The sequence below is a fragment of the Neomoorella carbonis genome (assembly GCF_045278715.1).
GTDB lineage: Bacteria > Bacillota > DSM-521 > Neomoorellales > Neomoorellaceae > Neomoorella > Neomoorella carbonis.
Map to the genome: position 1 here is coordinate 2348517 of NZ_CP136420.1, position 13677 is coordinate 2362193.

Sequence of the window (13677 nt, forward strand, 5' to 3'; positions counted from 1 at the left end):
CTTAACGTACATACAGTAACTCTATTTTCCCTTGAAATTGTCAGTTCTCTGAATCCACTCCTGCCCTTGTGGCTAATTTCACCAGCCGCGTATAAACCGGGGCCAGGCTTGCAAAAACTTCTGCATACAGCTGGGAATAGGGTCGATAAAATTGGTGCAGCTTTAAATCGACTTCATACCTCCTGCCGGGGCGGGACACATGCTGCGCTACGGCTTTAAGATCCTGGTAAATACCGGCGGCATAGCCTGCCAGAATGGCAGAACCGAGTTTACATAGGGTATGCCCAAGGATGTTGGCCTTCATCTGGTTCAAAAAATCATTGCGGGCACCCCCGCCGATAACCCGTAAAGCTGCTTTTGCGTCTTTTAGCTTCTTGTTCTACCTTTTTTTCATAAAACATCGGCAACCAGGTTACCCTCCAGGTATCTCAATGCCTATTAAATATTTCCGGACCTTCGTCCACCGCCTATCTACCGTAGTGAGGATTATCTATTAACGCCGGGATATTGTTTTTTTCTATAACCAGTTTGTAAAACCCTTTTTCTTCGATAGTACCGTAATTATGCCCGGCATCCCCGCGGTAAACGCCGAAAAAAACCAGCGGTTCGCTCCCAACATTAACGGTCCTGTGCGCCCAGAATGGTGGTATATAAGAAATACTCCCGGGGTACATATCTAAGACTTTAAAATCACCCTCAACCGTTTGCATTACTAATTTACCCTGGCCCCGAAAACAAATATAGATTTCTGCTGTCCCTGGAATAGCGTGATAATGTCCTTTGGTCATAAAGTATTCATTGCCGACTTTGCCCGGGTAGACGATGCTTGTGCAGTGCTGCAGGTGCCCATCCTCTTCCGGAATAATTACGTTATAAAACTCATAGATTTTAGGGTTTTCTTCAAGCATCGCTTCGTAAGCATTGCGGTCGTAAAAGACTCCCCGCATGTCAGAAAGATAGCGGCTAATCAAGTTTCCCGGCGGGTTTAAAACACCGGTATTAAAATCGCAGATAGTATTAAATGGTACAAAGTTATGCATCGTCAGATCTCCTTTAGAAAGAATAATTTTAGTTTCACAACAGCCTGGCAAGCTGGATTGCAGTAAATCTATAGGGCCGGCGTTGAAAACGACCACTATATCGGTGGCTTTATTTAATTTACTATGTTTTCCGGCCGCCTTCCTTCCAAGGCGTCGATAAGATTCCTGGCAGCCTGCATGCCCATCATTAAGACCGCTTCCTCTGTATAGGCGCCGATGTGTGGGGTTAACACCACATTGGGCAGCTTCCTTAATTCTTCATTAGCCAGGGGTTCGACGCTGAAAGTATCCAAGGCCGCCCCCCTGATCCATTTTTCACGTAAAGCCTTCACCAGGGCCGTCTCATCGATTATGCCGCCCCGGGCGGTATTCACAATTACAGCGCCGGTCTTCATCAGTCTCAACTCTGCTTCACCGATTAAATTACGGGTAGCCGGCAGGAGGGGCAGGTGCACGGACACAAAGTCGGCCTCTTGCAATATTTCCTCCAGTCCGGCGTAGCGGCCGCCGATCGCGGCCGCAAATTCTTCATCTCTGGCTATATCGTACAACAGGAGATCCGCTTCAAAACCTTTTAACCTCCTGGCCACGGCCCGACCTATTTGACCGGTACCCAGGATGCCCACCGTCTTTTTAAACAAGGAAACACCCATAAACTTTTTCCATTCACCTTTTCTTATTGAATGATCGGCTGCAACCACCTGGCGGGCCGCGCAGAGCATCAGGGCCACCGCCAGATCCGCCACTGCTTCCGTATTTACCCCGGGAGTATTTGTAACAATAATACCCCGTTCCCGGGCGGCTTGCAGGTCGATGTTGTCGACACCCACGCCGTACTTGGAAATTGCTTTTAAGTTCGGAGAACCTTCTATCACCTGCCTGGATACTTCATCAATCCCTACCAGGAGGCCGTCGGCATCAGCGGCCAGCTTCAGGAGTTCTTCCTGCTTTAAAGGACGCCCCTGTGAGTTAAGCACTACTTCATAACCCTTTTCCCGTAACATGTCCAGGGGCCTGGAGGAAGTTGCCCCGAAGGAGCGGGGCGTAACTACTACTTTATAGCCCATTGAAATTTATCCTCCCGATAAATGGGGTAAAATTGTGATTTCCGCATCCGCTTCGATAAGGATGTCGGCCCAGTTTTCACCAGTAACGCCACGCCCGTTAAGTAAGAAGGCCCAGGCCGGCGGCGTAAAGCTGATGTTATGCCTGGCCGTCAAGGTATCCATCACCTCCTGGAGGGATACCGGCCCCGCGAATTCCAGGATCTCGCCGGGAGAATTGCTGAAGCTGGAGGCCGGTCCCAGGTAACGCACCGTTATCCGCATTTTTCCTTAACCCTCCTGCAGGAGAAATTCCAGTCCCAGTTCCTGCAGCCTGGCCGGTGTAGGCCGGCCTTCTTCGTCCCAGCCCCGGGCGCAGTAATATTCATCGAGCATCACATCATACATCTCCTTGCTCAGGACACGCCCCCGGGCCGGTCCTTCCGGCAGCTTTTCCTTCATAATGCGGTCCGGCAGGTAATCATTGTCCCTTGTTACCCCCTCGCGCCCTAAAATAAGCCGCTCCAGGGTGTAAATACGTTCACCGATGGTCATCAATTCCGGCGTAAAATCATAGCCGGTAACCAGCGCTAGGACATTGCCCGTTGGCTTGTCGGTAAATCCCATAGCCGACCTTACAACTGTACAAATACCCAGGGAGTCAATATAGGCCCGGGTATCCTGGATGGCCTTGACCAGTTTCCCTTTACCCTTTACAGCGAAGGGATCGTATTCTCCCGTCAACAACTCATCGCGGATGGTCCACCCGCCCACGTTATGACAGGCGCCGCGGCTGGAAGTCCCGTAAGAAAGGCCAATGCCGTGGAAACCACGCGGTTCATAAGCGGCAAAGGGCATCCACTTGGCGTGCATCATATACGGTACCGTCGCCGGGTACTTCTGAGCCAGGTAGCGAAACCCCCGGGCCAGTTCAGCCCCGAACCCTTCCATTTCACCCATATACTTCACCATGGCCACCATAGCCTCGCCGTCGCCGAAGGGCAGCTTCATCCCCAGCTCTTTCTCCGTAAACAGGCCCCGCTCATAGCATTCCATAGCATAAGCGATAATCGTGCCTGTCGACATGGTGTCGAGGCCGTATTCATCGCAGAGGCTGTTGGCGGCAACAATGGCGCCGAAGTCGCTAACGCCGCACTGGCCGCCAAAGGCGCCGATGGTTTCGTATTCAGGATCGCTTTTAAATCCCTTAAAAGGACCTTCTTTTACCTCGCAAAGCTGGGCGCAGGCCACCGGGCAGCGGTAACAGGCTAGGTTCTTTACTTTATAATGTTTTTCCATATATTCAGCGGTAATGGTATCTATACCGTCAAAGACGCCGGTGCGGAAGTTGTAGCTCGGGTAACAACCAAACTCATTCATTACACCTGTATACTGGGCCGTGCCGAACCTGGTATGCACCGGTTTCCCCTCCCGGGCCTTCTGCGCAGCCGTCTTGCCCAAATCGGTTATGCTTTCCGCGTCATAAACGGGTATCTTGCCGGTGCCGTAAACCACCACAGCTTTTAAATTTTTACTGGCCATGACCCGGCCCGCGCCACCGCGGCCAAAGCTACGGCCGTCGACCATGATGCAGGCCAGGTCGGCCCCTTTAACAGCCGCCGGTCCGATACTCATAACTGCCGCACGGGGCTCGCCGATGAGGGCCTTCAACTTCTTTTCCGCCCGGGAAGTGTTTTCTTCCCAGAGGGAGGCGGCGTCCCTGATTTCCACGCTGTCGTTATTAATATAAATGAATACAGGGTTGGCGGCGCGGCCTTCAACGATCAAACCGTCGTAGCCGGCAAACTTCAGGTGGGGACCCACCCTGCCGCTGGAGTTGGAACACAGGTAGAGGCCCGTCATGGGCGATCTGGTGGCCAGCTGGAATTTGGTCGTTGATGGAAGATTGAGGCCGGTAAGGGGACCGGTAAAGAAAATGAGCTTGTTGTCAGGAGAAAGGGGGGCCGTGTCCGGCCCGATTTCCCGGTAATAGTAATAGGCCGCCGCCCCGCGCCCGCCTAAAAACCGTCGGTAGACGTCCGGATTGACGGTTTCAACTGCTAAGGAACCGGTGCTCAGGTTAACTCTTAAAACTTTACCCAGATACCCACCTTTAAACATAAAACTTTCCTCCTGGAATAATTGCTATTACATAATATTGTCTTTACATGCACGTTAAACGTTGAATCCTGCACGCCAAACGTCGGTAAAAACCGTACTTTATTTAACTCGCAAAACTGATTATAGCTAGCCTACTTGAAACATCAAAAAGTCCACCCAAGTACTTGTCGGTAGTTTGTATTGTCTTATCAAGTTGTATAGACCATAAATCAAGGCATAATTAAGCCAGGGCGCAATTACCACCATTACTAAAACGCCGTCAACGCCCTTATGCTTACCACATGCCTCGTGCCTCCCGGGATAAAGAAAGCTTGGCCTGGGTACTTTGTGTTTCAATGCCTCTCTCTGGAAAAAACAGTGCATGCCCCTTCCAAAGCATAAAGATAGCATAAAGATAATATCCTTGATCACCCATCCAGGTGTACATCTTCGCTTAGTGAAGCGCTGAGTGGCAGCTTCAACTGGGAAGTTAAGGCTTTTCAAAGCGGAAAAAGATCCTCACGGTTCCTTCTCCAAGAGTTGACAACGGGTATTTCTTCCTGTCTAATAGAATGAGCTTCAACTATAGATGATACCCTTCTATATCTAGTTTAGGACTACAGTTTTTATAAACTTTTTATAAAATGCAAAGCATCTTTTGTATCTCTATTCATTTGATATTCATCTGCATCATTGCTTAAATCTCTCCATACTTTTATGTTTCTTCCGACCTCTCAACCCCTTCACAAATGGCTCCATTACTATTCTCCTTAAATGTAAAGGGAGCTTGGTTGAGTGGCAAATATCATTTGTTGCTGTGTAGGACACATACATTCTTATGGCTACTAAAGAGAAGGATTGAACGATTCCCCTTAGGTCTATAGTATCGTTAATCTCTTCGTTCCAGTATTCACAACCAATTTTACCACCGTCTTCAATTGTTCCATGAGCTCAGTAGAAGGAGGCTCCAGGCCTGACAATTGGTACTTGCGATTCAACATGCGATATTTAGGTTCACCCAGCCGGTGGTAGGATAAAAGTTCCAATTTTAATACAGAATCGAACTTTGTTATATATTCAGCCATTTTTCTGAAATTTTCTTCATCATCAACGTATCCTGGCACAACAGGACATCGAACCCAAATCGGGACCCGCGTTTGGGCAAGCCTCTCAAAATTATTCCATATCCTCGATGGGTCTACACCGGTAAGAGAGACATGTTTTGTAGCGTCCATGTTTTTCAGATCGAAAATCACTAGGTCGGTAAATGGTAGAATCCTTTCAAATGCTTCCCAGTCACCATAACCGGATGTGTCTAGGGCTGTGTGGATGCCTTCCTCCTTGCACTTCCGAAAGAGTACCGATACAAACTCAGCCTGTACCAAAGGCTCACCGCCGGAGCATGTGATGCCACCGTTAGACTCTTGGTAAAATGCTCTATCTTCCTTCACTTCTGCAAACACTTCATCAACTGTGACGATTTTTCCAATCATCTCCCTGGCATTGGCTGGGCACTCCTTTACACATCTACCGCATAGTTCACACAACGATTCTTCAGTTACCAACCTGTCTTCCCGAAGTACAATGGCACTATTCGGACATACCTCCATACATTTAAAGCATTTTGTGCAGTACTTTTCGTGCCAGCCTATCTCGGGACTCATTTTCATGCCCTCAGGATTATGACACCACAAACATCTCAAGGGACAACCTTTCAAAAACACTGTAGTTCTGATGCCCGGCCCGTCATCTATCGCATATTTTTGGATATCGAATATTATCCCAGGGGTTACTGCAGGGTCTACACCAGCACTGTTCCTCTGCCATTTCAAAAATATCACCACCTTCGAATCAAACTCCCGGCTACTCCCTAAAGTCCCTTTCAGCTGCAGTAGATTTAGTAAAGCCACCGGCCCGTTCGATTATCAGGTTCTGGTATTCACGGGAGAGAGTTATAAAATGTGCACTGTAGCCGTGTACCCTTACCAACAGATCCTTATATTGTTCCGGGTGTTTTTGAGCATCTATCAATGTCTCCGGACTTACAACGTTAAAGGAAAGAGCAAATCCTCCCATCCCAAAATAGGTCCTAATCAGGGCTACCAGTTTTTCGATCTTTTCCTCTCCCTCCAACGTCTCAGGCATCAAATGTATATCCACTATTGATGAATTGGAGCAAGATGAATAATCAATTTTCGCTGCAGAGTTAAGGAACGAAGTAACACCCTTTCGACTCTTAATCGGCGATAGATTGGTTGCTATTGCCTCTCCAGCCCTTCTCCCGTCCGCAGATGCACCGCATATCTGACCGGAATGGTCAGCTGCCGTAGCCCAAAGTCCAGCCTTGAAGCGTCCTCCTCGAGGATTTGTATATTTTCCTACCTCTTGATACCAGAAATCGCAAATATCTTTTACAATATCATCCACATAGTCATCATTATCCCCCCACTTGGGACATTCCAGCAGCATCTTCCTTATGTCGTCTCTTCCTTCAAAATCGTTCTTAAGTACTTCAACAAGCTCTTCCAGAGTAATCTTTTTTTCATCGAAGCAAACCTTTTTAATCGCCGCTAGGGCTTCAGCAGTATTGGGGACCCCGCGCAGTGTAGTTCCTGTATTGTTATATATCGGGCCGCCATCTGTATGGTCCTTCCCCTTTTCCACACATCCCTCTATTACAACAGACAGCAGAGGGGAGGGGGCTATTTTTGATATATAGGTGTCTACCATGTTGGATACCTTTACGTGTCTTTCAAGTGCAAATGCCAGATGCTTTTTGAAGTTTTCCATTAGCTGTTCGAAGGACTTGATGGTAGATGCTTCGCCTGTTGCAGGTCCCTCCATGTCACCATCATCAAGGAAGGTTGCATAATAATCTCTCAAAACCTGTATGTGTAGGGTGGTGATATTGTTTCTATAACTCTTCCCATTATTTAGAGCCAGTTCCAAGACCTTTAAAGCATCAATCCAAATTGCAATAGATCTGTCCTGGGATTTCCCCTGGCTGTATACCTCAATGCAGCCGTCATTGCAATAATCGCGCGCATCCTGCAAAGATATCCCTACTTTCTGAAGTGCCGGGATGATTATTTCATCATTATAGAACGCAGGCATACCAATACCCGTTGCTAATAGTTTGCAGGCTTTTGTCAGCAAGTCTTTTGGCGAATTTTTATGCACCCTGACTGAAACGATGGGATCCCGAAGCTTTAGTTCACTAGCAACATCCAAGCACAGATATGTCAGTTCATTGGTCCCATCTACCCCATCCGGAGTCAATCCTGCCAGGATTATATTGTTCCCGGTCTCCTGAAGTCCGTATTCCTCTCCTGCTCCAGTACCCATATACACTGTTTTCCCATCCACATTTATTATATATTTACTAGCAGTATCATCTTTATTATCGGTATCGTCGCTTTTTATGACATAGTCCGTCATATTACACTTGATCCAGAAGTGTTGAAGCAGTTTCCGTACATCTTCCTTTGTCATTGTTCCGTTTCGGAGGCCTTGTTCATAAAACGGGTAAAGATACTGGTCAAATCTTCCAAATTGGATTAAGGTATGACCAACAATCCGAAGAGCGCTGTATGTGAACCAGACAGATTGCAGCGCTTCGTGAAATGTTCTCGCCGGGTTAGCCGGCACATGTCTGCAAATGTCTGCAATTTTTTTAAGTTCTTTTCTTCTTTGCTCATCAGATTCCTGAGTGCATAATCTTTCTGCTTCTTCAGCATATCTCTCTGCATATCTTATAACTGCATTGCACGCAATCTCTGCCGCCTGCCAAAACTGGTTCTTCTCTTCATCCTTTTCATTGCACCGCAGACGGTTAATATCATCTATTATGCCTTTCAGGCCTTTGGCAAGTACCATGCGATAACTGGGTGAATTATGGCCATATATCATATAAGGTGTTAGTCGGGCAACATTCCATGCCCAGTCCCTCTCTTCTTGCGTGGTATATTCCGGCATAGCCATCTGGGGCCGCAAGCCGACAATAAGTTCTCCTTCCAGAATACGTACCGGAGCTTGCTCCAGTAATGTCTTTTCAGCCAGCGCCTTTCGAATGATTAAGGGATAGTGCCTGGTCGTATCATCGAGAACATTGAATTTTCTACTGTCGCATATTACGAATTCCTTTTTCTTTAAATTTTCTTTTAGTTTTAGTATGGACATAACATTAATACCCCCTATTTATGATAGTAATTGGACACTAACCACTACAAGCTCTTTGATAATTGAACAATTAGTAAATAAACATGGTGGCCAATTCTTCTTCATCATCAAGATCTTCATCATAGAGCCTGTGGATATGGGGGCAACGCTTAAGATGCGTAACCCTTTAGGTAACCTTTATATTTACGCCTACTTTTTAGAAAACCCCCATGCTACCACCCCCTTTACGTTGTCCCAGCGGCTATGGACCCTGTGGGCAACCACTTCCGGCTTCTGGTCCACTTTTCGGGGAATCTCCGATTGGTCAAAAGTTCACAGCCGCTGCATATCCACAGGCCGTAAATAGAAGGATTTTGTAAGCCCAGTTTGCAGCGGCCGACTTGTGCATCGCTTGAAGCCTGGGACGGTTCTGATATTTTGCAATGCTGTTTTGGCGGCCTGAGCCTCTGGGAAACGTTTATTGAAACTTCGTTAAATGTTTGATTTTCATGCAAATTTTATTTAAACTGTGTAGACCCCGCCCCTGTTTATCGGTTATCCAATTCGACAACGAATTTTTTATGGCTAACCTTACTTAAATTTTTGGACTTGCTACTTAAGAAACCTACTATCCCTTCAGGCAGATACATGCGGATTAACAATGCTAAAACTCCGCAAACTACAATACGCCACTCCATAGCTACATTTAATAATGTAGGAATCGATGTTATCAAAGCTGCGCCGAAGATGGGACCCCATATACTCTTCGGCCCTCCAATCCAGAAGGATAAAATGGTAATGAACGACAGCTCCACCGACCAATAAGAAGGAGAAGTGAATCCCGTACTGTAGCCGGTGCAAAAACCGGCTAATCCTAGAAACGGGACAAAAATCAAGTAGGCCAACCTTTTGTATTTTGTTATATTTATGCCCAAACTGCTGGCCAGCTGTTCATTTTGGGCAGCAAGGGCAATTACCCTACCCAGACGTGTCCTTAAAATCCAGTAAATCGCTCCGACCCCTATCAATGTAAAAACCAGTATGATCAGATACTTATAAGGCAATTGTTTGAAGATATCTGCCGGCGGCAAGGTTTCAAGGGCTACTCCCATTGTTCCACCTGTGAAACTTGGAAAGGCGGCTATGAATGCATGGAACGCGAAAACGAAAAATATATTAAGAATCCCTTGATTCATGATTCCACCTATTTTGATGGACGGTATGGATAAAAGCATACCGACTAGCGTAGCCAAAAATATTCCGAGAAGGATTGCAAGCCATGGATTTACACTTCCTGTCCGAGCAGATAAAGCATATGCATAGACTCCCACCCCCGCCAAGGCCGATAAGCCGAATGCAGGCTGTCCGGCTACCTCAAGGAGAGCCCAGGCTGCTGTCGTAAGTAGTATGCTACTCATGACCCTCCCCAGAAATACCGACCAAAAAAAGTTGTTTGTTATTACAGGAAGCAGTAAACCCACTAATATAATGACAAATATAATTATTTTTTTCTTGCTTATCATATGTTCGTTCGCTCCTTTATAATGTTCGTTCGCTCTTTAAAAAGCCTCTCGGGAAGACGATTATAGCAATAGTAAATATGATAAACACAACAATCGGTACAAATACGCCCCCAATTAGGAAATTACTTAAAGCATATGAAAAGCCCACTAAGACCGACGCAATAAGTGCCCCTGAAACATTGCCAAGCCCACCAAGTACAGAAATAATGAACCCGTATATAACGATTTCAGAACCGGTTTCCAGCCTTACACTATAGAGCCTGCCCCAGATAAGTAACCCTGTGTAAGCGCATATTCCGCTGATAGCAGCAACAATTAAATATACTCTCTGGACGTCTATCCCCATAACAGAGGATAATCTCGAATTCTCCGTTACCGCCTGTATAACATGGCCAAAATGAGTTTTCTTTGTTAAAAACCTAAAGACTAAAAAGAAAACCAGTGCCAAGATAATTATAGACAATTCAAAAACATTCAATGTGTTAAACAACCTGGAACCACTTGGGAGGTCGACGCTTACCAGTGTCGACTGGAAGATATTCTGAAAAATTGGCGGAAGAGCTACCATGAGTGCAAAAGTACCATAAAGGATATTGACCCTTGCCCCATCTTCCGTGCGTCCTTTTTGCAGGTTATTAATTACGAATTTCTGAATCAGTAGACTAAATACACAAGAGACAATAGCTCCGACGATGATTGATACAAGCCCCCCCACCCTATTCCAAAGGTTCGTCGTTACATATACGCCTAGCAAGCCTACGTAGCCCAATGCCAGGTTTGGAAACCCGCCAACGCCGTACTGAAATGTTATTGCAAAACTGATTAAAAAGTAAACCGAGGTCAAAATCAAGCCTGATTTTAGTAACTCCACTATCGTACCCATTATGCTCTCCCCCCAAATACCATTTCGGTAATTTCTTCCCGTGTTAACCTTGCCCATTCCGCTGATGAAAATTGGTTCATGATTTCCCCTCCCCTTAGCAAACAAATGTAATCCGATATATCAGTAACTTCTAAATTCTGTTCAGAAATCAGGATAGTTACACTGAATTTTTCTTTCAATTCCTTGATAAAACCCAAAGTATGCAAGGCCATTTTCGGTGATAGCCCCGTTAATGGTTCATCTAGCAAAACCACTTTTTGTAAATGAATTAATGCCAGTGCAATTGCCAGCTGTCTGGCTTCTCCTCCGCTCAGAGTATGAGCAATTTGCTTCTGTCTTTCTTTAAGTATGGGAAAAATATCTAAAATTCCACCAGGATCTATTTTTGATTTTCTTACGGTGAGGGCTAGTTGAATGTTGTCATGAACAGTTAATCTGCGATAGATATTTCCTTCTTGGGGAACATAGCTAATGTTTATTAGATGGGGAGGCATTTTTTTTATAGAACTGCCATGCAATTTTATATCACCTTCGTAGGGACGGAAACCCATGCATGTTTCCATCAAGGTGCTTTTTCCAGCCCCATTTGGTCCTATTAAGGAATAAATTCTTCCTGCTTCCATCTTGAGATTAATATTTCTTAAAACAGGTGTGTTTCCAAAGGAAACAGTTACATTTTCAAATTCAAGTGCATTCATCTTATCTCCCCCAATACAATTTGGCAACACTTTCGTTTGCTACGACTTCAGACGGAAGTCCTTCAAAAAACTTTGATCCCTGGCTCATTACAACGATTCTGTCGACAGCATCAAACAGTATCTCTGTTCTGTGCTCAATTAAGATAAAACTGATTCCTTGTTTTTCTCTCTTTTCTTTCAGTAGTTTAGTTACCATTTTACTTTCTTCCCATGTAAGACCCGCATACAGTTCATCCAGAAGCACTAAAAGCGGATTTGCAATCAAACACCTGCAAAGCTCGATAAGCTTGGAGCATACACTAGGAACTTCACAAACCTTTTTCTTAGCCAAACCTAGCATTTTAACTTCGTCAAGAATTTCTTCAACTTTTTGCTGTTCCTGCTGCTTGTTCATGTAGTTACCGCAAATCAGAGCAGCCCTTACATTTTCTGCAATCGTTTCTTCCGGAAAGTTGCTTGCAGTCTGGAAACTTCGCCTAATGCCTTTTTGGGCAATGATATGCGGTTCCATATTTGTAATTCTTTCATTATTCAGGTATATCTCTCCGGTATCTGCCTTCTCAAAACCGCTGATTATATTGATCAATGTCGTTTTGCCAGCCCCATTCGGCCCCATAATTCCAACTATTTCACCTTTTTTTACTTCCAGTGACATATGGTCCATTACTTTTAACCCGCCAAAATGCTTGCAAATATTTTCAACTCGTAATATCAACTTGACACCGCCCCTTAAGTTCAAAATTTATCCTACAATCGGCAAAAATTAATGTCCCTTGATACTATACTTAGAAAATACATCCCCTGGAGTATATCAAGCACATGAATGGAGGCAATGATTTGAGGTTTCTGGACGATTTCTACTTTGATTACCTTGTAAAATACGCCGTTGGATTCGGACACTCGGTGAGATGAACCTTGCCAAAAGAACCCTCTATTATTTCATTGAAAGAGTATATCCATTCTGTCAACCTCCTACTTTGACGCTTAAGTTTTCTGAGCAGGCCAGCTCTTTTAATCGCTCGATTTTCCTGTCTTCTATGTTCTTTTTCCCGGCAAAGGGATACTCCCGTCCTAGATATCGGTATTTTTCCTCCCCATACCGGTGATACGGCAGAAGGTGAAGTTCCCTGATTTTAAGCTCTGACACAAACCGTGCTATTTTAAGAATTTCAGCGTCATGATCGTTGAAATCTGGAATAATGGGAACTCTGACGATAATATTCGTTGTTAACCCGGACAGCTTTCTTAAATTGGCCAGGATGATTTCATTGCCAATACCTGTATATGCTTCATGAATTTTGGAGTCCATGTGCTTAAGGTCGAAAAGAAAAAGATCTGTAAAAGGAAGAACCACTTCAAAACTTGACCAACTGACATGGCCTGCCGTCTCAATAGCTGAATGTATGCCGCTCTTTTTGCATTCTTCAATTACGGACGCTGCGAACCCAGGCCTGAGAAGGGGTTCTCCCCCACCCAAGGTAACGCCTCCCCCACTGCTTTCGTAAAAAACCTGGTCTTTTTTAACCATATCCACGACTTCCTGAACCGACATTTTTTGCCCTTTCATTTCACGTGCTCTGGTATAGCATACCAGAGTGCAGTTCCCACAGTTTATGCATAAGTCTCTCAATGTAACGGTCTGTCCAGTTTCAGTACTTTTAATTGCACCCTGCGGGCAGACATTCATACACGCAAGGCACCCTGTGCATTTTTCAGGATAGAATAACAATTCCGGTCCGAAATTCTGTGATTCGGGGTTGCAGCACCATTTACAGCGCATATTGCAACCCTTGAAGAATACCAGTGTCCGGATTCCCGGTCCATCATGAATAGAAAATCGTTGTATATTGAAAATAATGCCTTCCCTCTCCAAATCTCTCCCCCCATTAGCAAAGGCATGGCAATACCACTCAGGTACCTAAAAGTGTTGTGAAAAACCTATTCTAATTGGCAGGTATTTAGGAACCAAAAACTAACAGGGCAGAAGGAGGCTTTAGCAAGCCATAATCCTCCTCAAGTAATTTCTGCGAGAAAATCCAGTGTCCCGTATTTTCATGGGGAGAAGTCCAGCAATGCCACCCATCGTTCCACCACCGACCCGGAGGCCCGGCTCTTCCGCTAGGGTCCTGGTAAGGAAGCGAAACTCAGCTATCTGACCCACAACCTGCTCGATGTACGCACCGGTGTTATTCTCGGCGCCATCGCAACACTCGCCAATGGAGCATTGAACGG

12 protein-coding genes and 1 pseudogene are annotated in these 13677 nt (G+C 45.5%); 1 reads left to right on the forward strand and 12 read right to left on the reverse strand.

What is annotated here, in order from left to right; genetic code table 11:
* Positions 1 to 40: 40 nt before the first annotated feature.
* The 12 genes from MCACP_RS11950 to MCACP_RS12005 form a co-directional block, all read right to left on the reverse strand.
* Positions 41 to 313, reverse strand: coding sequence for a hypothetical protein (locus MCACP_RS11950; protein WP_406676969.1), 273 nt, complete (start codon positions 311 to 313; stop codon positions 41 to 43).
* A gap of 154 nt (positions 314 to 467) precedes the next feature.
* The gene (locus MCACP_RS11955; RefSeq protein ID WP_406676970.1) at positions 468 to 1136 is read right to left on the reverse strand and encodes a glucose-6-phosphate isomerase family protein; all 669 of its coding nucleotides are present in this window, start codon (positions 1134 to 1136) and stop codon (positions 468 to 470) included.
* A 17-nt stretch (positions 1137 to 1153) separates the two neighbouring features.
* Complete coding sequence (locus MCACP_RS11960; protein WP_406676971.1) at positions 1154 to 2107, reverse strand: phosphoglycerate dehydrogenase; 954 nt, start codon at positions 2105 to 2107, stop codon at positions 1154 to 1156.
* A 6-nt stretch (positions 2108 to 2113) separates the two neighbouring features.
* Entirely contained in the window at positions 2114 to 2368 is a 255-nt protein-coding gene (locus MCACP_RS11965; RefSeq protein WP_406676973.1) for a MoaD/ThiS family protein, read from the reverse strand.
* Positions 2369 to 2374: 6 nt separating this feature from the next.
* On the reverse strand, positions 2375 to 4204 hold the full coding sequence (locus tag MCACP_RS11970) for an aldehyde ferredoxin oxidoreductase family protein (protein ID WP_406676974.1): 1830 nt from the start codon (positions 4202 to 4204) through the stop codon (positions 2375 to 2377).
* Between the two features lie 857 nt (positions 4205 to 5061).
* Positions 5062 to 6027, reverse strand: coding sequence for a glycyl-radical enzyme activating protein (locus MCACP_RS11975; protein ID WP_406676975.1), 966 nt, complete (start codon positions 6025 to 6027; stop codon positions 5062 to 5064).
* 19 nt (positions 6028 to 6046) lie between these two features.
* Positions 6047 to 8362: a pyruvate formate lyase family protein gene (locus MCACP_RS11980; RefSeq protein WP_406676976.1), complete on the reverse strand. Its 2316-nt coding sequence runs from the start codon at positions 8360 to 8362 to the stop codon at positions 6047 to 6049.
* Between the two features lie 527 nt (positions 8363 to 8889).
* On the reverse strand, positions 8890 to 9864 hold the full coding sequence (locus MCACP_RS11985; RefSeq protein ID WP_406676977.1) for a branched-chain amino acid ABC transporter permease: 975 nt from the start codon (positions 9862 to 9864) through the stop codon (positions 8890 to 8892).
* 16 nt (positions 9865 to 9880) lie between these two features.
* On the reverse strand, positions 9881 to 10747 hold the full coding sequence (locus MCACP_RS11990; protein WP_406676978.1) for a branched-chain amino acid ABC transporter permease: 867 nt from the start codon (positions 10745 to 10747) through the stop codon (positions 9881 to 9883).
* Positions 10747 to 11445, reverse strand: coding sequence for an ATP-binding cassette domain-containing protein (locus MCACP_RS11995; RefSeq protein WP_406676979.1), 699 nt, complete (start codon positions 11443 to 11445; stop codon positions 10747 to 10749). Before MCACP_RS11995 ends, MCACP_RS11990 begins: the two co-directional genes overlap by 1 nt.
* A gap of 1 nt (position 11446) precedes the next feature.
* Positions 11447 to 12184: an ABC transporter ATP-binding protein gene (locus MCACP_RS12000; RefSeq protein WP_406676980.1), complete on the reverse strand. Its 738-nt coding sequence runs from the start codon at positions 12182 to 12184 to the stop codon at positions 11447 to 11449.
* A gap of 225 nt (positions 12185 to 12409) precedes the next feature.
* Complete coding sequence (locus MCACP_RS12005; RefSeq protein WP_406676981.1) at positions 12410 to 13318, reverse strand: glycyl-radical enzyme activating protein; 909 nt, start codon at positions 13316 to 13318, stop codon at positions 12410 to 12412.
* A 177-nt stretch (positions 13319 to 13495) separates the two neighbouring features.
* Here MCACP_RS12005 and MCACP_RS14175 point away from each other — a divergent pair.
* Positions 13496 to 13633 (forward strand): annotated as a pseudogene (locus tag MCACP_RS14175) (IS5/IS1182 family transposase); the annotation flags it as partial.
* Between the last annotated feature and the right edge of the window lie 44 nt (positions 13634 to 13677).

What these genes read in the sequence shown, in the direction of transcription:
- MCACP_RS11990 (WP_406676978.1), bottom strand. Translation starts at nt 10,747, where the DNA reads ATGGGTACGATAGTGGAGTTACTAAAATCAGGCTTGATTTTGACCTCG.
- MCACP_RS11985 (WP_406676977.1), bottom strand. Translation starts at nt 9,864, where the DNA reads ATGATAAGCAAGAAAAAAATAATTATATTTGTCATTATATTAGTGGGT.
- MCACP_RS11970 (WP_406676974.1), bottom strand. Translation starts at nt 4,204, where the DNA reads ATGTTTAAAGGTGGGTATCTGGGTAAAGTTTTAAGAGTTAACCTGAGC.
- MCACP_RS11960 (WP_406676971.1), bottom strand. Translation starts at nt 2,107, where the DNA reads ATGGGCTATAAAGTAGTAGTTACGCCCCGCTCCTTCGGGGCAACTTCC.
- MCACP_RS11965 (WP_406676973.1), bottom strand. Translation starts at nt 2,368, where the DNA reads ATGCGGATAACGGTGCGTTACCTGGGACCGGCCTCCAGCTTCAGCAAT.
- MCACP_RS11995 (WP_406676979.1), bottom strand. Translation starts at nt 11,445, where the DNA reads ATGAATGCACTTGAATTTGAAAATGTAACTGTTTCCTTTGGAAACACA.
- MCACP_RS11980 (WP_406676976.1), bottom strand. Translation starts at nt 8,362, where the DNA reads ATGTCCATACTAAAACTAAAAGAAAATTTAAAGAAAAAGGAATTCGTA.